Genomic DNA, 17,188 nt, shown 5'->3' with positions numbered 1-17,188 from the left:
CAATCGGACATTTCCGAGCAGGGGTCAAGTCGGAAGGCAGCGCAAACTAGCAGTGTAGCCGAGAGGCTAACCGCTGTCCAGCCCACCCCGCAGGTCGTCGCGGAACAAGCCCTGGAACCTCGGAAAACCGGGTCCACCGGGCCGCTCGGAACGCGACGCTCCTGCCGGTCCGCCCGGGTGCCGCGGCGGCGGTGCTGCCGTTGCCTTTACCCGAGTGGCGGCCGTTGCAAGCGCGGAAGGTCTTGCTGATGTCAGCGTGCCTGCCGGGCCGTGTCGCGTCAAGGGCCGGTTACCGCTCGGGGTGTCTTTCCCCCGACGGGACGACCTGCCCCGGGTCCCTGGGAAATCGGTGCGAGGATCCTGTACGCCCTGCTCACACCGGTGACGCCGGACGGCACGAACACGGCGGGCGGTGATCCGGTTCCGGATCACCGCCCGCCGCGACGCGGTGTGCCCCGGCTCACGTGAGCCGGAAGCGCGCCTCAGGTCAAACCGAGGTCACTTGAGGGTGACCTTGGCGCCCTCGCCCTCGAGCTTCGCCTTCGCCTTCTCGGCGGTCTCCTTGTTGGCCTTCTCCAGGATGGCCTTCGGAGCGGCCTCGACCAGGTCCTTGGCCTCCTTGAGGCCCAGGCCGGTCAGCTCGCGAACGACCTTGATGACCTGGATCTTCTTGCCACCGTCGGCGTCGAGGATGACGTCGAACTCGTCCTTCTCCTCCTCCGCCGGAGCGGCGGCGGCGCCACCGGCGCCGCCGGCCGCGGCAACCGCGACCGGAGCGGCGGCGGTGACCTCGAAGGTCTCCTCGAACTGCTTCACGAACTCGGAGAGCTCGATCAGCGTCATCTCCTTGAACGCGTCAAGCAGCTCGTCGGTGCTGAGCTTCGCCATGTCTGGCGTCCTTTCTGCAAGTGGAAACTAAGAATGTGGTGCGCCGTGCGGCCTCAGGCCGCCTCGGCGCCCTCCTGCTCGCGCTTCTTGTCCGCCAGGGCGGCCGCCGCGCGGGCAGCCTTGGAGAGCGGGGCCTGGAACAGGGCCGCGGCCTTGCTCAGGTTGCCCTTCATGGCGCCGGCCAGCTTGGCCAGCAGCACCTCGCGGGACTCCAGATCGGCGAGCTTCGTGACCTCGGCCGCGGAAATGGCCTTGCCCTCGAAGACACCGCCCTTGATGACGAGCTTCGGGTTGGCCTTCGCGAAGTCGCGAAGCCCCTTCGCCGCCTCGACGACGTCGCCCGAAACGAAAGTCAGCGCGGTAGGACCGGTGAACAGCTCGTCGAGGCCGGAGATGCCCGCATCGGCCGCGGCACGCTTGGCCAGCGTGTTCTTCGCGACCGTGTAGCTGGTCTCCTTGCCGAGCGTGCGCCGCAGCTGGGTGAGCTGCGAAACCGTGAGCCCGCGGTACTCGGTGAGCACGGTGGCTCCCGACGAGCGGAAGCTCTCGGTCAGCTCGGAGACGGCCGTGGCCTTGTCGGCCCGGATCGGCTTGTCCGCCATGTCCCTCCTCTCTCGTTGCTCGGAGCTGGCTCGCCGGCGACGAGCGGAGGCTCGCGACGGCGGCGGAGGGACCGTGAACAACGAAAGAGCCCCGGCGCGGGGCGCACGGGGCGAGGGCCGGGATCATGGAGCACAGTCGGCGGACCGTGCGTGACACCGAGTTTCGCTTGCCGCCCTGCGCGGGTCGCCCGTCGTCGCGGGACCTTCGACCGTGCCAGGGCACGGTGACCAGCGGTCTTTGGGTGGAACTACCGCACCAGGTTACGTGACGTGGGCCGGAGCGCCAAATCGTCTGCGGGTGCTCCCGGTCACCCGCCTGATCAGGCCCGGTCCCGCCGCCCCCAGGCGTAGCCGGCCAGCACCACCGCGGTCCAGAGCGCCGCCCAGCCGGTGAGCAGCAGGCCGGTGGCGGCAGCGATCGGCCCGTTGACCGCCCGCGCGGTCGCCATCACCGGTGGGACCAGCCACGGCACCACCGAGCCGGACAGCCCGCACACCACCACCCCGATCAGCCCGACCGCCAGCACGGCCGCCCCGTAGCCGGCGCTGCGGGTGATCGCCCGGCTGGACAGCGCGCCGAGAGCCACCGCGGCGGGCAACCCGAGCAGGTGTGCCCAGACCCCGAGCGCCACCCCGACGAGAGCCGACCGGCCCTCCGGCCCGCTCGCCAGCGACACCGCGCCGAGCGGCCACGGCATCGCCAGCGCGAGCAGCACCAGGACGAGCCCGGCGACGAGCGCCGCGAGCAGGCCGGCCACCCGTTCCCGGACCGGCCCGATGACGACCCGGGCCAACCGGCGCTGCACGTCGGGTTCGACGTCCAGCAGGATCTTGGTCTGCCAGGCCAGCACCGGGAAGATCACCACCGCGGAGACGCCGTAGACCTCCGCGGGCCGGCCCCCGCCACCGCCGCCGTAGAGGATGCCCAGGGCGAAGAGGCCGGCAAGCAGCGGTGCCAGCACCCGCCCGGTCTGCACGAAGCCGGCCAGCCGCAACCGCACCAGGGCGATCACCGGGTCACCTCCGACGTCGTCCCGTCCCGGCCGGTCCGGACGGCCGGTGTTGCCCCGGCCGGATCGTCACCCGGCGCCAGGCCGGCGGACGGCGTTTCGCCGCCCGGGCTGCCCGACGAAGCCCCGGACGAAGCGCCAGACGAAGCCTCAGCCGGGCCGCCCGACGACGTGGGGACGCCCGTCGGCGCCTCGGCCGGGCCGCCCGACGGCTCGGCGAGCGCCGGCTCCGGGGACGTGGCTGCGGCGGGGACGGCGTGGTCGCGTACCCGAAGAATCTGATGGCCGTCGGCGCGCAGGCGGGCGACGGTGGTGGCGAGCCGCGCGGCCGGCACCGCCAGCTCGACCACGGCGACGGCCGCGCCCCCGGACGACGCCGCCTCGGCCAGCGTGCCGTCGGCGACCGACCACTGCCGGGCGCCGGGCAGACGGACGGTCTCCCCCCGGTGGTCGCTGACCAGCACCGCACCGCCGCCCGCCAACACCTCGCCGATCATCTCGGGGACCAACTCGCGGGCTGCCGCGTCCAGCCCTTCCCAGGGTTCGTCGAGCACGAGCAGGCCGGGCGGGCGCAACAGCGCCTGCGCCAGGCCGACCTTCTGGGCGGTGCCCTTCGACAGCTGCGGCAGGCGCACGTCGTGGAACCGGGTCAGGCCCAGCCGTTCCACCCAGTGACGCACCGCCCGGTCGGCGGCGGGCCCGGACAGGCCGGCGACGCGACCCATCGCGGCCAGGTAGGCCCCGACGGTGAACGGCTGGTCGGCCGGGAACCGCTCGGGCACCCACCCGACGGTGGCCGGCCGGTCGACCACCCGGCCCCGGCCCGGACGCAACACCCCGGCGGCGAGCTGGAGCAGCGTGGACTTGCCCGCTCCGTTGCGGCCGAGCACGACCACGACGTCACCCGGGCCGATCGCCGCGTCGACCTGCCGCAGCACCCAGGGACCGCGCCTGTGGTAGCGGAGCCATACCCCGTCGAACCGCATGCGCCGAGCCTGCCACATCGGACAGACGGACGGGGCCCCGCCACGGCGTGGTGGCGGGGCCCCGTCCGGGAAGCGCGTGCTCAGCCCTCGGCCGAGCCCTCCTGGAGGTTCTTGACCACCTTCGGGTCGACCGGGACGCCCGGGCCCATGGTGGTGGTCAGGGTGACCTTCCGGAGGTAGGTGCCCTTGGCCGCGGACGGCTTGGCGCGGAGCACCTCGTCCAGCACCGCGGCGTAGTTGTCCACCAGCTGGGTCTCGGAGAAGGAGGCCTTGCCGATGATCAGGTGCAGGTTGGAGTGCTTGTCCACCCGGAAGGTGATCTTGCCGCCCTTGATGTCCGCGACCGCCTTGGTGACGTCCATGGTCACGGTGCCGGTCTTCGGGTTCGGCATCAGGCCGCGCGGGCCCAGGATCCGCGCGATCCGGCCGATCTTGGCCATCTGGTCCGGCGTGGCGATCGCCGCGTCGAAGTCCAGCCAACCACCCTGGATCCGGGCGACCAGCTCGTCGGTGCCCACCTCGTCCGCACCCGCCGCGGCGGCCTCCTCGGCCTTCGCGCCGGCGGCGAAGACGATCACGCGGGCGGTCTTACCGGTGCCGTGCGGCAGGTTGACCGTGCCGCGGACCATCTGGTCCGCCTTGCGGGGGTCGACGCCGAGGCGCATCGCGACCTCGACCGTGGCGTCGAACTTGACGTTGGTGTTCTCCTTGGCCAGCTTGACGGCCTCGGCGGGGGCGTAGAGCTTGGACCGGTCGATGACCTCGGCGGCCTTGCGGTAGCTCTTGCTGCGCTGCATTTCTGGTGACTCCTGTGGTCTCTGGCGGGCGCGCGGCATCGCGGCCCTCCCACGAACGGATCGGGTGGAGCGGTGGAGCGAGATCAGTCGGCGACGGTCAGGCCCATCGACCGGGCGGTGCCGGCGATGATCTTCTCGGCCTGGTCGATGTCGTTGGCGTTGAGGTCCGCCATCTTCTTCTCGGCGATCTCGCGCAGCTGGGCGCGGGTGACCGAGCCGACCTTCTCCTTGTGCGGGACGCCCGAGCCCTTCTGCACGCCGGCGGCCTTGATCAGCAGCCGGGCGGCGGGCGGGGTCTTCAGCACGAAGGTGAAGGTGCGGTCCTCGTAGACGCTGATCTCGGCGGGGACGACGTCGCCCCGCTGGGACTCGGTCTGCGCGTTGTAGGACTTGCAGAACTCCATGATGTTCACGCCGTGCTGGCCGAGCGCGGGGCCGACCGGCGGCGCCGGGGTGGCCTGGCCCGCCGGCAGCTGAAGCGTGAACGTCTTGACGAGCTTCTTCTTCGGAGGCATGTCTCTTCCTGGGGCTTGGAACCGGGATTTTCCGCCGTCCGCGGGCGCGCACGGTCAGCGCGGTGCGGACGGCCGACGTTCAAGAGTAGCGCAGTCCGACGCGACACCGGCGGCCGGCCCGCGAAGGCCGACCGCCGGTGCGGACGTACGTCAGATCTTGGCGACCTGGTTGAAGTTCAGCTCGACCGGCGTCTCCCGGCCGAAGATCGACACCAGCACCTTGAGCTTCTGCTGATCGGCGTTGATCTCGCTGATCGTCGCCGGCAGCGACGCGAACGCGCCGTCGGTGACGGTGACCGAGTCGCCGACCTCGAAGTCGAGGACCTTGACCTCGGGCTTCGCCTTCTTCTGCTCGGTCTCGACCGCCGGGGCGAGCCACTTGAGCACCTCGTCGAGGCTCAACGGCGCCGGCCGGTCGGCCCGGTCGGTGGCGCCGACGAAGCCGGTGACCCCCGGGGTGTTCCGGACGCAGGAGTAGGACTCGGCGGTCAGCTCCATCCGGACCAGGATGTAGCCCGGGAAGACCTTCGCCTGGACCTGCGACCGCTTACCGTTCTTGACCTCGACCTCTTCCCGGGTCGGGACCTCGACCTGGTAGATGTAGTCCTCCATGTCGAGGGACGTGATCCGGGTCTCGAGGTTGGTCTTGACCTTGTTCTCGTAGCCGGCGTACGAGTGCACCACGTACCAGTCGCCGGGCGCGTAGCGCAGCTTCTGGCGCAGCTCGGCCACCGGATCGAAGTCCTCGTCCGGGGCCGGCTCGGTGGTCGGGAACTCCGGCTCGCTGGCGGCCTCGACCGACTCGTTGCTGTCCGCCGTCGCCACCGCGGACTGCTCGTCCGGGGTCTCGGCGGTCTCGTCGTACTCAGGCACGCTCGCTCACTTCCGTCAGTATCGCTGTCCGCAGGTCAGCTGGGGTTGCCGAAGACCCACAGCACCGCCTTGGCGAAGCCGTAGTCCAGGCCGGCCACGATCGCCAGCATCACCGCGACGAAGGTGACCACCACGGCCGTGTAGGTCAGCAGCTCCTTGCGGGTCGGCCAGATGACCTTACGCAGCTCGGCCACGACCTCGCGGAAGAACCGCGCGATGCGGGCGAAGAGCCCGATCCGCTCGGTGTCCTTACGGGTCTTCCGGCCCTCGGCGGGCTCGGCGTGCGCCCGCTTGCGGGTCGCCGTGCCGCCCCGGGAGACCGGCTCGTCCGCGTCGGCGGCATCGTCGGCCACGTCGTCGACAGTCGCGTCGTCGTTCAGACGCTCGTCGCCGTCGTCCTCGCCGCGCCGCTTCTTCTCGGCCACTTCGCCCTCCGTGCGGGGTATGGGGTCGCACGCCGGGCGGCGTGCGCGGCGTGTTGGTCACGCCGGCCGGACCAACCGTCCCGCGACGGGCCGCGGCCGGCGGACCGGTCAGGAGAGCCCCGAACGCCTCGGAACCACCCCACCGGTGCCACCACCACGGGCCGGACGCCACCGCGAACGGCGGCGCGACCCACGGGAACGGTCAGGCCTGAGGCGCAGGGGTGACAGGACTTGAACCTGCAGCCTGCGGTTTTGGAGACCGCTGCTCTGCCAATTGAGCTACACCCCTGTGCGGCAACTCACCTCCACCCGGACACAAGGTGCCGAGCGGGGGTCACTTGCCCCACGGCGGACCAGTGTACGGGTAGTCGTACGACTTTCCCAACCGGTCCACCCCACGCGCGTCGGGTCGCCCCTCAGCGAGAAACGCGGACCAGCGCCCGGGCCTGCGAGAGCACCTTCTCGCCGTGGCACGTCGCGGTGATGTCGAGCCTGGTCAGGCCCGCCTCGGTGACCTCCTTGACCACCGCGGCGACCTCGATCTCGGTGCCCGCGTCGGTGTCCGGGACGACCACCGGCCGGGTGAAGCGGACGCCGAAGTCGACCACCGCGTCCGGCGAACCGGCCCAGCCGACGACCGCGCGACCGACCAGAGCCATGGTGAACATGCCGTGGGCGATCACCCCGGGCAGACCCACTCCGGTGGCGGTCCGGTCGCTCCAGTGGATCGGGTTGAAGTCCCCCGAGGCGCCCGCGTAGCGGACCAGGTCCGCCCGGGTCACCCGGTAGGTCTGGACGGGCAGTTCCATCCTCACGCCTCCCCGCGTACGACGATCTTGGACCAGACCGCGACCACCGGCTCACCGTCGGAGGTGCGCACGTCGGTGCGGGTGGTCAGGAATCCGTGGCCGCCCCGGCTGCTGACGTCCTCGATGGTGTTCACGCACACCAGCTCGTCCCCGGCCACCACCGGCCGGGTGTACGCGAACCGCTGGTCGCCGTGGACCACCCGGCTGTAGTCGACGCCAAGCTCCGGGTCCTCGACGATCTGCCGGCTGGCCGCCATCGTCACGATCACCGGGAAGGTCGGCGGCGCCACCACGTCGGGATGGCCGAGTGCGCGGGCCGCCTCCGGGTCGTGGTGCGCCGGGTCGGTCGCGCCGACGGCGGTCGCGAACTCACGGATCTTTTCTCGGCCCACCTGGTAGGGGGCGGTCGGCGGATACGTCCGGCCGACGAAGGACGGGTCCAGGGACATGCCGCGAACCTACACGTAAAGCACGAACGCCGATCCGAGCGGTCGGCTGGCCCTCAGGGCCGTCGACCGGGCGGATCGGCGTCGGTGAAGCTGCTGCGGGCCGGCGGCGCCGGCCGTGCGTCAGCGGGTCTCGCGGTGGACGGTGTGCTTGCCGTCCCGGGGGCAGAACTTCTTCAGCTCGATGCGGTCCGGGTCGTTACGGCGGTTCTTGCGCGTGATGTAGTTGCGCTCCTTGCACTCCACACACGCCAAAGTGATCTTCGGCCGGACATCGGTCGCCTTCGCCACGGCGGAGTGCCTTCCTCGCTCACGGGTATCAACTACGGCGTGTCAGCTTACGTGCTGACGCCGCGGACATGCAAAGTAGGCGCCTGTGGCGCCCATCCCACCGGCCACCGGGCGGGCCCGGAGGACGAGAGTAGCGGTGGCCGGACTTGAACCGGCGACACAGCGATTATGAGCCGCTTGCTCTGCCATCTGAGCTACACCGCCGTGGCGGGTCCAGCCGGACCCTCTGAGCCCCCTTACGGAATCGAACCGTAGACCTTCTCCTTACCATGGAGACGCTCTGCCGACTGAGCTAAGGGGGCCTGCCCGATCACCCCAGGGGTGTCGCGCAGAGGAAACAGTACACGACCGCGTCGGCGAGGTGAAATCGGATCCCCCCGACAGGTGGCGCACCTGCTCAGGGCACCACACGCAGGCGCGGCAGCTCGCCGGCGACGACCGTCTCGGGGTCGACCTGGGCGCCGAACCACGCCTCCAGGCGCTCGTACGGCAGCGGCCGGCTGAACAGGTAGCCCTGGCCGATCTCGCAGCCGATGTCCTGGAGCAGTTCCAGCGTCAGCTCGCTCTCCACCCCCTCGGCCACCACGGTCAGGCCGAACTGCTGCGAGAGCGTCACCACCGCGTTGACGATGGCCAGGTCGCCCGGATCGGTCGCCATCCCCTGCACGAACGACCGGTCCACCTTGACCTCGTGCACCGGCAGCCGGCGGAGCTGGGCCAGGGACGAGTTGCCGGTGCCGAAGTCGTCCACCGCCAGTCGGACCCCGAGGTCCCGGAGGCTCCGCAGGGTCGGGATGGGACGTTCGGTGCCGTCCAGCACACCGGCCTCGGTGATCTCCAGGGTGAGCCGCTGCGGCGGTACCTCGTACTCGGCCAGCAGGTCCCGCACCAACGCCGGGAAGTGCTGGTCGTTGAGCGTACGGGCGGCGAGGTTGACCGAGACGGAGAGCGCCCGCTCGCCGTGGCTCCAGTCGCGGCTGCGCCGCAGGCTCTCCCGCAGCACGAACTCGGTGAGCCGGCCGAGCTGACCGGTGTGCGCGGCCACCGCCACGAAGTCGTCCGGCGCGACCGTGCCGTGCGCCGGGTGTTCCCAACGCGCCAGGCACTCCACGCCCACCAGGCGGCGGTCCCGCAGCGTGACCTTCGGCTGGAAGTAGACCTCCAGCTCACCGTCCGCCAGCGCCCGTTGCAGGTCGCCGGCGAGACCGAGCCGGCGCAACGAGCGCGACTCCAACGCCGGGCTGTAGAGCTGCACGCTGCCCGGCACCGACTTGGCCGCGTTGGCGGCCAGGTCGACCCGCTGGAGCAGGGCCACCGCGTCGCTGCCGTGGTCGGGGTGGACGGCCACGCCGACGGCGGTGTCCACGTCCAGGGTGAGCGCGTCGAAGACCATCTCGTCCCGGATCTGCTCCCGGAGCTGGGCCGCCAGCTCCAGGGCCGCGTCGGCGCTCTCCAACCGGAGCGTCACCAGGAACTCGTCGCCACCGGCCCGGCCCACGAGCGCGGACGAGGGGGCGCACGCCCGCAGCCGCTCGGCCACCTCGATCAGCACCTTGTCGCCGGCCGCGTGGCCGAGCGACTCGTTGACCTGGCGGAGCCGGTCGACGTCGAAGAGCAGCAGCGCCACCACCTCGTCCGGCGCACCGACCTTGACCGCCTCGGCCACCGCGGCGGTGAGCCGCCTACGGTTCGGCAACTTGGTGAGCGCGTCGTGCTCGGCGTCGTGCCGGAGGCGGTCGACCAGGCGCGAGTTCTCCAGGGCGACGGCGGCGTGTGCCGCCACCGTCTCCAGGAGGGCGATGTCGGCCGCGGTGAAGTGGTTGCCGTCGCCGACCCGGTTGGCGACCTCCAGGGTGCCGATCACCACCTGGCCGGACCGCAGCGGCGTCGCGACCGCGTCCTTGATCCGCCGCTCGTCCAGCTCCGCCCGGAACTCGCCGTCCGTGGTCACGCCGTGCCCCACCGCCACCGTACGCCGGGTGCTGCGCACCTTGTCGCGCAACGCCTGCGGGGTGTGTGCCACGTCCAGCAGCCCGGGGTCGTCGGCCCGGGAGGTCAGCAACGTCTCCGGGTGGCGGCTCTGCGCCGGCACCCAGAGCGTCGCGTACTCGGCCTGCATCAGGGCACGGACGCGGACGAGCAGCGCGTCCGCAAGCGTGCCGCTCTGGCCGCTCTCCACCACGGCCCGCGTCAGCTCGTAGAGATCGGTGAGCGTGCGGTGCTGCCGGAAGAACTGGGAGTATGAGCGGTAGACCGGCACCAGGCCGATGCCGAGCCCGGCCAGCAGCAGCACCGACCACCAGTTGCTGCGCACCAGGATCAGCATGATCAGGCCGATGGACACGTTGATCGCGGCGGTCAGCAGCGCCGTCCGGGCGCTGCGCAACGCGCCCCGGCCGGTCTGCCAGCCGTGCAGCAGCGTGTGCACGGCGACCACGGCCGTGATGCTGACCAGCATCACCACGCCGACGGCGGCGAAGATGCTCAGCCAGGTCCGCGGGCCGACCCCCACCATCGGCGGCAGCGCCTGGAGCAGCAGCACCGCGAGCGAGGTGCCGGCGGCCGCGCGGGCGCCGTTGAACCAGACCTTCGGCGCCGAGAACCGGTGGCGGATGTGGGCGATGAGCGTCGCCGCGGTGTACGTGATCACCACCGTCAGCGGCGGCAGGAAGAAGAGCGCCAGCACCAGGGGCAGCTCCGTGAGGGTGATCGCGACCGAGTGCCGGCGCACGACCAGGCTCAGCAGGGGCATCCCCGCGACCACCATGAGGACGAGGAGAAGAGCCGCCTGCGGCCACCTGCCGACGGGATGATCGGAGACCAGGCCGGTGACGACGGAACAGGCGACGGCGATCAACGCCATCGGCGCCGTGATGATCCAGGCGTCCTCGGACGACCGGCGGCGTGGCTGGCCGCGACCGATCATGCCGCTCCTTCGGGTTGGCGGTGTACCGCTTCGCCGCCGACGCAAGCCGCTTGCCCGGCCGTCACATGCTAGGCGGCAGCCGGGCCCAAACGGTTAACGACCGGAAAAGCCGGTCAGTTCCACACGAAGTCCTGCGTTTGAATGCCCCCGTTGCTGCCATCGAAATCGACCCCAGCGACACCACCCAGGAGGGTGGCGAGAACGAGAAGCGAGCCAAGCAGCCGGCCCAACCTTCGACCAGACATGATTGCTCCTGTCGGGAGAGTTACAGCGATGGTGGAGGTTCCACGATCGTGCCACACGGCACGCACCCGCAACAGCGGTGCGCACCCCTGCTAGGGGTGGTCAGACCGGGAAATCATCCGTTCGACAGGCCATCCCCGACCTCCGGCCCAGCGCGACGTGACGATCAGCCCCGCGGTCGCTACGGAAAGCGCGCACAACGACTTCACACGTAAACCGCGCGTAAGACCTGATTCTCCTGTCAGGCCCGCCGGTCGCGACCCACGACCACAGTGGAGGACCCGCCTCCCCGCGGACCAACTCCCCGCACAGCCTCCACCATCATCGATGTCTGAGGCAAGGTTTCACGCCTACGAACCCGAGTGAATCATCAGTCATGCGTCACCTTCGTCGCATCCTCGTGCAGAAGCGCGGAAACCTCGTTCATGGTGCGATCGACATCCCAGTTGTCCCTAATCCCTGACGCATATCGGCTGATATCCGATATTGCGGCGGTGGCATGTCTTCTGATTCCCGGACCGCCGACGATGACCACCTCGTCATAACACCTGTTCAACGCGGCCATGGCCAGGCCTCGCCCGCGGAGACGAGCGCCCGGGCCTCGTCGTAGGCGGTCCTGGCGAGCTGAAGGAAGCGGGCATAGACCAACCGCTTCTCCGCCGCGAGCGCGATGGCCACACTCACCGCGCCCTGCGCCCGTACCGCGTCGAGCTGATGTCGCCGACCCGCGTGCGCGGCCCATACGGTCCCTGTCACGCCCACCACGCCCACCACAGCTGTCGTCACCGGCCCGAGCCACTCCCACGCCATCCACCCATCGTGGTAACCGGCGGCAAGCGGTTCCGGTCGGTGCGGTGCCTGTCGGCCAGGCCGGGTGGATCGGGTCCGGCGGGACGCCTCGCGGCTCCGAGCCACCACCCCCGAAGCGTCATCGCCGAGCCGCGACCACGCCCGCGGCCCCTTGACATCGCGCCGGCTCCGTCCCGATCGCCGCACCAGCGTTGGATAAGGGACATTCCTACCGGGTAACCCGGGTGCATGCGTGAGCAGGAAGCATCCGTCGACGGCCACCACGCTCGACCCCGGGACGTCGACGACACCACGATCGAAGCACTCGGCGAGTTGAGCGAGGCCCTGGAGACGATCCACCGCGTACGCGGTCACCTCTACTCGGCGCACCAGCTCGTCGGCGGCGCGGACCTCACCCTCGACCGGGTGGTGCAGCTGTTCCGCGAGGCCGGGCACGACGATATGGCCGACCGGGTCGAGCAGGAGCTGCTGGGACGCAACCTGCTACCCGGGAGGTGGACGTTCCAGATCGTGGAGGAGTTCGACGACGGCTACTACGCCGCGTTCCAGGAGATCGAGCGGGACGCCCGGGAGAAGCTGGTCGGCGGCCGGCGGCACATCTACGAGGCGGAGATGAAGCAGCGGCGCCGCACCCACGGCAGGCCGGGGCACGAGGCGACGCCGTCAGAGACGTGAGCCGGACCCGGCCGGGCCGACGAGAACGGCCCCCGAGCAGCATCTCTGCTGGTCAGGGGCCGCATCTGCACCTGGTGGCGGGTAGAGGATTCGAACCTCTGAAGCTTTCGCGACGGATTTACAGGGCGTCCGTGATCTTGTGCCAGGGAAGCCGCCTGAGCTGGCGCTTCTCTCTGAGAACCTGCCCGCTGCCGTTCAACCGCCCACCATCTGCCCACGCCCACGACAGGTGCTCCAGCCTCGGTGCCCGAGGTATCACGACGGCTCGTGCCCGGTGGGCAGGAGACGGACCCGCCGGTGGACAAGGTTGATGTCGACGACCTTTACCAACAGCGTGTCGCCGGGTTCAGGAGTGCGGTCGAGGGCGGACTTGTGGACCAGCCCTTGGATGTCATCCCCCACCGCGACGAAGACACCGAACGGCACGACACGAGTCACCTCACCGCGCAGGACGGCTCCGAGACGCATCCGCGCGAACTCCGCCATCGGGTCGGGCTGCAACGCCTTGAGCGACAGCGACACCCGCTCGCGGTCGAGATCGACGTCCAACACCATCACGTTGAGCCGGTCCCCCAGGCCCACGACATCGGTCGGGTGGCTGAAGTGCTTCCAGGTCAGCTCCGGACAGTTCACCATGCCGATGACACCGCCGATGTCTACGAAGACCCCGAAATTCTTGATCTCGACCACCACGCCTGTGGCCACCTGGCCACGCTCAAGCGTTTCCAAGCTCAGTCGCACGCTGTCGTCGTCCCCTCGCCTCATGAATCCAACTCCTATCATCCGAGGGCGTCGCCGATCTTGTCGTTCATGGTGTCGTCGCCGCCGTCGATGCAGTTGGCGTAGACGCGGAGCAGGACGGCGACGCCGTGGCCCAGGCGCCGGGCGACCTCGGTCGGCGGGACGCCGGCATTCAGCCAGAGCGAGGCCGCCGCGTGACGTAGGTCGTAGGGCCGGCGCACGAGCGGCGAGGCGAACTGCGATTCGGTCAGTGCCTTCTCACGCGCGAGCTTCCACCACCGGTCGTAGACCGACTCGGAGAGCGGACCGCCGTGCAGGCCCCGGAAGAACCGACCGTCCGGGGCGACCCCATGGTTGTCGACGTGCGCGCACAGCAGCTCGACGAGCCGGGGCGGGATCGGGACCGTGCGAGTCTCGGCCCTCCCCCGGTGCTTGAGTCCGCGTCGCTCGTGGGAGCCGCCGTCGTCGGTCCAGTGCGAGCCGGCGCGCGGCGAGGTGCCGGCGAGCACCAGACGGCCCCAGCGATATTCGATCTTCTCGTGGTCGCAGGACCGGGAAGGCTTGACCGCCGCCAGGTCGTCGAAGTCTGCGCCGCAGTCAGCGCACCGGCCCGAAAGGTCGCAGTCGTCGCGCCGTAGATCCGCCGCTTCCGAGGGCCGCATACCCGCGTAATAGAGGCAGCCAAAGAACGCCGTGACCTTGTCGGCCCGTTTGCCGAGAGATTTCACCGCCTCCAGCAGCGTGGCGACCTGGGCTGGGTTCGCCACCACCCGCCGGTCGATGGACTGCGCGACCTCAGGGGCGGTCCACTGGACCTTGTCGACCGGGTTGGAGGCGATCAGTTCCAGCTCGACGGCGTACCCGAGCACGTTGTAGAAGGTGGCCCGCTTCCGCTGGACAGTGGAGGCAGCCGCAGGCTTGCCGTCGAGGCGTACGCAGAGGCTATCGAGGACGCGGCGGACCATCGCGGGTGAGTCCAGCTCGACGACCGGGAGGGACGCGGTTTCCAGCCAGGCCAGCGCCGCCGCATGGTCGGGCGGGATCTCTTCGGACCAGCGGCGCGGGTTGAGGCCGTAGAGGTACAGCGCCTCACGGAGCAGCGCGTCAGCCGGTCGGCCCCGCTTCGCCGGCCGGGTCAGCGTCACCGTGATCGAGGTCAGCGCCTCGACGATCGACCGCCGGGTCTTGGCCGCCGCCCGAGGCCACTTCATCTCGACGTACGCGCGGCTGTGCGCGTACCAGGTGGTGGGGTTCTTGGTTCTGGCCTCGGAAACGGGGCGGCCAGTGGCCGGGTCGAAGGGCTCCCCCGCGTTGGCCGCCTGGACCAGCTCGGCGCGGAAGGAGTGCGCGAGGGCCTTGGTACGGAACATGTCCTCGAAGCGTTGGCCGCTCACCGCCCAGCGGACCCGCCAGGGCCGAGCCTTCCGGTCGGCGCGCTTTCCGATCTCCCAGATCTGGACCTCGTAGCTCTTCATGCCGCGTCCTGCTCCAGCTCACCGAGCCACCGACCGAGCGCCGACCGGCGGACCCGAAGCTGCCCGTTCGGAAGCTTGATGACCCGTGGTCCCTTGCCGGTCTGCCGCCAGTAGAACCAGGTCGAACGCGGTACGCGCAGTTCGGCGAGCACTTCCGGCACGGTCAACAACTCCTCGTTCACTGCGGCTCCTCCCCGTCGTGCTTTGCGCTGTGCTGAGTTGCCGAAAGATCTGCCGACCCCTGCGCGGCCCGGTCCTTGGCGGCGAGCAGTTCGGACCGCCAGCGGGCGCGTTCGCTGATGGAGCGCATGAGCCGGTGGGCCAGCGGTCCCACGTCGGGGTCGTCGGGTCGGGCGAGTTCCCAGGCGTGCCGGACCCGTTCGACGTTGGCGCCCTGGTCGTCGACGAGCTGCCCGGCCGTCGCGCTGTCGGAGGTGGCGCCGAGCAGGGCCCGCACCCAGGCCCGTACGTCGTGCTTGTGGTCGGCGAGGGTCTTGCCGGACCAGTCGCGGGAGATGAGGATGCGCCGGCCGCCGATGCCGAGGGTGTCCCGTTGGTGGACCTTGCCCTTGCAGCGGCCGGGCTTGAGCTTGGCGTGTGCCTTCTTCGGCTGGACGCCGTAGAGCAGCCAGTTGGCGCACCGCTCGGTGCAGGGGGTGAGCTGGAGTTGCTGCCAGAGCCGGTCGAGGTGCTTGCGCTGCCGGTCGGTGGTCGCCTTGTGGACGTCGCCGGTGTGCTTGGTGATGTACTTCGTGACGTACCGGATGGTCCGTTCGGCGTCCTCGGTGCCGGGCATGACGCCGCGGGCGTCAACCTGGGCGCCGAAGCGGACGACGTGCACCGGTTCGGCGTCCGGGTCGTCGTCGATGGCGTCGAGGGCTTCCGTCCAGGTGGTCAGCGGCTCCCGGGTGTCGGGGTCGACCCACGCGGCGGCCTGCTCGTCCCAGACGGGAAGCCGGTCGAGGGTGTACCGCTGGACGTCGACCGCCGGCCACCACACCTGGTGGTAGGTGGCCGCCGCCACGGTGCGAAGAACGTCGCGGGGGATGGTGCCCCGGATGGCGAAGTGGGCGTGTGGGGCGAGTCGGCGTTGCGGCTCGACGCAGCCGGCGTACTGGACGTTCCAGCCCTCACACCGGCGCAGGTTCTGCCAGAACCGGTCCAGCAGCCGAGGGAAGTGCACGGCGTCCCAGGCGGCGCGGCGGTAGTCGTACCGGTCGGGGTTGAGCGGTGTGCCGTCGGGGCGGACCGGGCCGTAGGAGTCGAGGGTGAGCGTCAGCCACATCGACGGCCGGAACGTCGCGCCGTCCGGAGCGGTGTAGGTCTTGCCGACGGTGCGCCGCTCGACCTTGCGCCGAGGTAGCTCGGGTGCGTCCTGACGTCGCTTGGTGGAGCGCTTGCGCCGGCGGCCGGGCTCGTCGTCGGCACTGGCGTGGGGTGGCCCGACACGCCCACGCAGACCTTCGGCGGCGATGGCTTCCTCTACCTCGCGGATCGCCTCGTCGAGGTCGGTCACCTGGTCCCACTGGGCACCGCGTACGGCCTCGTCGCGGGAGAACTCCAGGTGTGCGCGGAACAGGATCAGGGACTTCTGCGCCTCGGTCGCGGGTTCCGGGCCGGGTAGCGGTTCGTCGTCGCGGTGCCAGCCCTCGCGGATCTGGGCCTGGCGCAGCCGGCGGTTCTTCTTGGCGCAGGGCGCGCACTTGTCCTCGCGGGTCGCGCCGCAGGGCAGGTCGATGACCTCGGTCAGGCCGGTGTCGAGGTCGGTGCGGCGCATGGCGAGGGGGCGCACGCAGACGCCGTACTCGGCGGCGATCTCCTTAAGCACGTCGACTGAGCGGGGCAACGCCATGCGGGCCGCCCGCGACCCCGGCCGAGGAGCAACCGGGGTCGGGACGGCGGGCGCGAGGCCGGGCAGGGTGGGAGCGGTCATCGGATGATCCCGACGACCTGGGGTCGGTTGGGCTGGACGACACCGAGCGGAGGCAGCACAGCGGCCGGGGCCGGACGGACCGCCGGAGCGGGTGCGGTCGGCTGCTCGGGCTCGGTGACGGCCTGCGCCGGGACCTCGTAGGTCCAGTCGACCGGCGGTTGGTCCGGTTCGGGTGCCGGGGCGGGTGCGCTGGACAGGACGACCTTGACCAGGGCGAGGAACGCCAGCGACGGCACGGCGGCCACGATCCAGCCCCACACGGACGGTTCGGCTTCCGCGACCTGGGCGGCGAGGGAGAGCAGGGCGAACGCGACCAGGAGCACGCCGACCAGGCCGACCGGGCGACCGGCGCGACGGCGGGCGCGCAGCTCCAGGCCGAGGTAGATCGCCATCAGCTCGACCGCCACGGCGTTGGCCCAGCCGATCCAGTCGGGCTGGCCGTGGGCCACGGTCAGGTCGTGGACGTGGGTGAACGCGGCGGCGCCGGCCATGATCCCGATTGCGAGCAGGATCAGCACCCGGACGCCGGACTCGGCTCGGTGGCGGATCATTCGAAGTCGCCTTCCGGGATGCGGATGGTGACGTTGATGCGGATGCGCTGCCCGTCGAGGTCGTCCCGGCGCCGGACCATGTGCGCCAGGCCGTGCAGGGCGGCGGCGAGCCGGTCCGGAGAGCCGTCCAGGTCGATGTTCAGCGGCTTGAGGCGGTGGGTGCCGAGGAAGAAGCGCTTCAAGGACATCGGG

Annotated in this window: 20 protein-coding genes and 3 tRNA genes; 1 reads left to right on the top strand and 22 read right to left on the bottom strand. The window is 70.7% G+C overall.

The features are described from left to right. Positions 1-498 precede the first annotated feature (498 nt). The 16 genes from rplL to O7602_RS02270 form a co-directional block, all read right to left on the bottom strand. Positions 499-888, bottom strand: a complete 390-nt coding sequence (gene rplL / locus O7602_RS02345) for a 50S ribosomal protein L7/L12 (RefSeq protein ID WP_281586600.1) — start codon at positions 886-888, stop codon at positions 499-501. 53 nt (positions 889-941) lie between these two features. Further along, the gene (gene rplJ, locus O7602_RS02340; protein ID WP_281586599.1) at positions 942-1,490 is read right to left on the bottom strand and encodes a 50S ribosomal protein L10; all 549 of its coding nucleotides are present in this window, start codon (positions 1,488-1,490) and stop codon (positions 942-944) included. Between the two features lie 320 nt (positions 1,491-1,810). Then, positions 1,811-2,503 (bottom strand): hypothetical protein, encoded by a 693-nt coding sequence (locus O7602_RS02335; protein ID WP_281586598.1) that lies wholly within the window; start codon positions 2,501-2,503, stop codon positions 1,811-1,813. Then, positions 2,500-3,486, bottom strand: a complete 987-nt coding sequence (locus tag O7602_RS02330) for an ATP-binding cassette domain-containing protein (protein ID WP_281586597.1) — start codon at positions 3,484-3,486, stop codon at positions 2,500-2,502. Before O7602_RS02330 ends, O7602_RS02335 begins: the two co-directional genes overlap by 4 nt. An 80-nt stretch (positions 3,487-3,566) precedes the next feature. Continuing rightward, positions 3,567-4,283: a 50S ribosomal protein L1 gene (gene rplA, locus O7602_RS02325; RefSeq protein WP_281586596.1), complete on the bottom strand. Its 717-nt coding sequence runs from the start codon at positions 4,281-4,283 to the stop codon at positions 3,567-3,569. Between the two features lie 83 nt (positions 4,284-4,366). After that, entirely contained in the window at positions 4,367-4,798 is a 432-nt protein-coding gene (gene rplK, locus O7602_RS02320; protein ID WP_091065740.1) for a 50S ribosomal protein L11, read from the bottom strand. 150 nt (positions 4,799-4,948) lie between these two features. Then, positions 4,949-5,671 carry a transcription termination/antitermination protein NusG gene (gene nusG / locus O7602_RS02315; protein WP_091065737.1) on the bottom strand — a complete coding sequence of 241 codons (723 nt, stop codon included), beginning with the start codon at positions 5,669-5,671 and terminating at the stop codon, positions 4,949-4,951. 35 nt (positions 5,672-5,706) lie between these two features. Then, positions 5,707-6,096 carry a preprotein translocase subunit SecE gene (secE, locus tag O7602_RS02310; protein WP_281586595.1) on the bottom strand — a complete coding sequence of 130 codons (390 nt, stop codon included), beginning with the start codon at positions 6,094-6,096 and terminating at the stop codon, positions 5,707-5,709. A 216-nt stretch (positions 6,097-6,312) separates the two neighbouring features. Beyond that, positions 6,313-6,385: transfer RNA gene (locus O7602_RS02305), tRNA-Trp, on the bottom strand. Positions 6,386-6,512: 127 nt separating this feature from the next. Then, positions 6,513-6,905, bottom strand: a complete 393-nt coding sequence (locus O7602_RS02300) for a MaoC family dehydratase (RefSeq protein ID WP_281586594.1) — start codon at positions 6,903-6,905, stop codon at positions 6,513-6,515. A 2-nt stretch (positions 6,906-6,907) separates the two neighbouring features. Beyond that, positions 6,908-7,354 (bottom strand): MaoC family dehydratase N-terminal domain-containing protein, encoded by a 447-nt coding sequence (locus O7602_RS02295; protein ID WP_281586593.1) that lies wholly within the window; start codon positions 7,352-7,354, stop codon positions 6,908-6,910. A 120-nt stretch (positions 7,355-7,474) separates the two neighbouring features. Further along, positions 7,475-7,642 carry a 50S ribosomal protein L33 gene (gene rpmG / locus O7602_RS02290; protein ID WP_013288652.1) on the bottom strand — a complete coding sequence of 56 codons (168 nt, stop codon included), beginning with the start codon at positions 7,640-7,642 and terminating at the stop codon, positions 7,475-7,477. Between the two features lie 131 nt (positions 7,643-7,773). Further along, positions 7,774-7,846, bottom strand: a tRNA-Met gene (locus tag O7602_RS02285). A 25-nt stretch (positions 7,847-7,871) separates the two neighbouring features. Beyond that, positions 7,872-7,944: transfer RNA gene (locus O7602_RS02280), tRNA-Thr, on the bottom strand. A 95-nt stretch (positions 7,945-8,039) separates the two neighbouring features. Further along, positions 8,040-10,568, bottom strand: coding sequence for a bifunctional diguanylate cyclase/phosphodiesterase (locus O7602_RS02275; RefSeq protein WP_281586592.1), 2,529 nt, complete (start codon positions 10,566-10,568; stop codon positions 8,040-8,042). Positions 10,569-11,363: 795 nt separating this feature from the next. Continuing rightward, positions 11,364-11,567, bottom strand: coding sequence for a hypothetical protein (locus tag O7602_RS02270; protein WP_281586591.1), 204 nt, complete (start codon positions 11,565-11,567; stop codon positions 11,364-11,366). 282 nt (positions 11,568-11,849) lie between these two features. On the opposite strand from O7602_RS02270, the gene O7602_RS02265 reads away from it, so the two are divergent. Next, positions 11,850-12,296, top strand: a complete 447-nt coding sequence (locus O7602_RS02265; protein ID WP_281586590.1) for a hypothetical protein — start codon at positions 11,850-11,852, stop codon at positions 12,294-12,296. A 255-nt stretch (positions 12,297-12,551) separates the two neighbouring features. On the opposite strand, the gene O7602_RS02260 is transcribed toward O7602_RS02265, so the two are convergent. From O7602_RS02260 to O7602_RS02235, 6 genes are all read right to left on the bottom strand, one after another. Next, the gene (locus O7602_RS02260) at positions 12,552-13,001 is read right to left on the bottom strand and encodes a S1 RNA-binding domain-containing protein (RefSeq protein ID WP_281586589.1); all 450 of its coding nucleotides are present in this window, start codon (positions 12,999-13,001) and stop codon (positions 12,552-12,554) included. A 74-nt stretch (positions 13,002-13,075) separates the two neighbouring features. Further along, the gene (locus tag O7602_RS02255; protein WP_281586588.1) at positions 13,076-14,512 is read right to left on the bottom strand and encodes a tyrosine-type recombinase/integrase; all 1,437 of its coding nucleotides are present in this window, start codon (positions 14,510-14,512) and stop codon (positions 13,076-13,078) included. Next, the gene (locus tag O7602_RS02250) at positions 14,509-14,694 is read right to left on the bottom strand and encodes a helix-turn-helix domain-containing protein (RefSeq protein WP_018784531.1); all 186 of its coding nucleotides are present in this window, start codon (positions 14,692-14,694) and stop codon (positions 14,509-14,511) included. Before O7602_RS02250 ends, O7602_RS02255 begins: the two co-directional genes overlap by 4 nt. Beyond that, complete coding sequence (locus O7602_RS02245) at positions 14,691-16,445, bottom strand: replication initiator (RefSeq protein WP_281586587.1); 1,755 nt, start codon at positions 16,443-16,445, stop codon at positions 14,691-14,693. Before O7602_RS02245 ends, O7602_RS02250 begins: the two co-directional genes overlap by 4 nt. After that, positions 16,442-16,996: a DUF2637 domain-containing protein gene (locus O7602_RS02240; RefSeq protein WP_281586586.1), complete on the bottom strand. Its 555-nt coding sequence runs from the start codon at positions 16,994-16,996 to the stop codon at positions 16,442-16,444. The genes O7602_RS02245 and O7602_RS02240 overlap by 4 nt, the downstream gene beginning before the upstream one ends. Further along, a complete protein-coding gene (locus O7602_RS02235) occupies positions 16,993-17,184 on the bottom strand; it encodes a hypothetical protein (protein WP_281586585.1) in 192 nt (63 codons plus the stop codon). The genes O7602_RS02240 and O7602_RS02235 overlap by 4 nt, the downstream gene beginning before the upstream one ends. Positions 17,185-17,188 lie beyond the last annotated feature (4 nt).

Source organism: Micromonospora sp. WMMD1128, assembly GCF_027497235.1.
Classification (GTDB): domain Bacteria; phylum Actinomycetota; class Actinomycetes; order Mycobacteriales; family Micromonosporaceae; genus Micromonospora.
This window is presented reverse-complemented; position numbering and strand designations above follow the sequence as displayed.

Bases quoted from the DNA above. Each gene is read 5' to 3' on its own strand.
- rplL (WP_281586600.1), bottom strand. From the start codon at position 888: ATGGCGAAGCTCAGCACCGACGAGCTGCTTGACGCGTTCAAGGAGATG.
- rplJ (WP_281586599.1), bottom strand. From the start codon at position 1,490: ATGGCGGACAAGCCGATCCGGGCCGACAAGGCCACGGCCGTCTCCGAG.
- O7602_RS02330 (WP_281586597.1), bottom strand. From the start codon at position 3,486: ATGCGGTTCGACGGGGTATGGCTCCGCTACCACAGGCGCGGTCCCTGG.
- rplA (WP_281586596.1), bottom strand. From the start codon at position 4,283: ATGCAGCGCAGCAAGAGCTACCGCAAGGCCGCCGAGGTCATCGACCGG.
- rplK (WP_091065740.1), bottom strand. From the start codon at position 4,798: ATGCCTCCGAAGAAGAAGCTCGTCAAGACGTTCACGCTTCAGCTGCCG.
- O7602_RS02300 (WP_281586594.1), bottom strand. From the start codon at position 6,905: ATGGAACTGCCCGTCCAGACCTACCGGGTGACCCGGGCGGACCTGGTC.
- O7602_RS02295 (WP_281586593.1), bottom strand. From the start codon at position 7,354: ATGTCCCTGGACCCGTCCTTCGTCGGCCGGACGTATCCGCCGACCGCC.
- O7602_RS02275 (WP_281586592.1), bottom strand. From the start codon at position 10,568: ATGATCGGTCGCGGCCAGCCACGCCGCCGGTCGTCCGAGGACGCCTGG.
- O7602_RS02265 (WP_281586590.1), top strand. From the start codon at position 11,850: ATGCGTGAGCAGGAAGCATCCGTCGACGGCCACCACGCTCGACCCCGG.
- O7602_RS02255 (WP_281586588.1), bottom strand. From the start codon at position 14,512: ATGAAGAGCTACGAGGTCCAGATCTGGGAGATCGGAAAGCGCGCCGAC.
- O7602_RS02245 (WP_281586587.1), bottom strand. From the start codon at position 16,445: ATGACCGCTCCCACCCTGCCCGGCCTCGCGCCCGCCGTCCCGACCCCG.
- O7602_RS02240 (WP_281586586.1), bottom strand. From the start codon at position 16,996: ATGATCCGCCACCGAGCCGAGTCCGGCGTCCGGGTGCTGATCCTGCTC.
- O7602_RS02235 (WP_281586585.1), bottom strand. From the start codon at position 17,184: ATGTCCTTGAAGCGCTTCTTCCTCGGCACCCACCGCCTCAAGCCGCTG.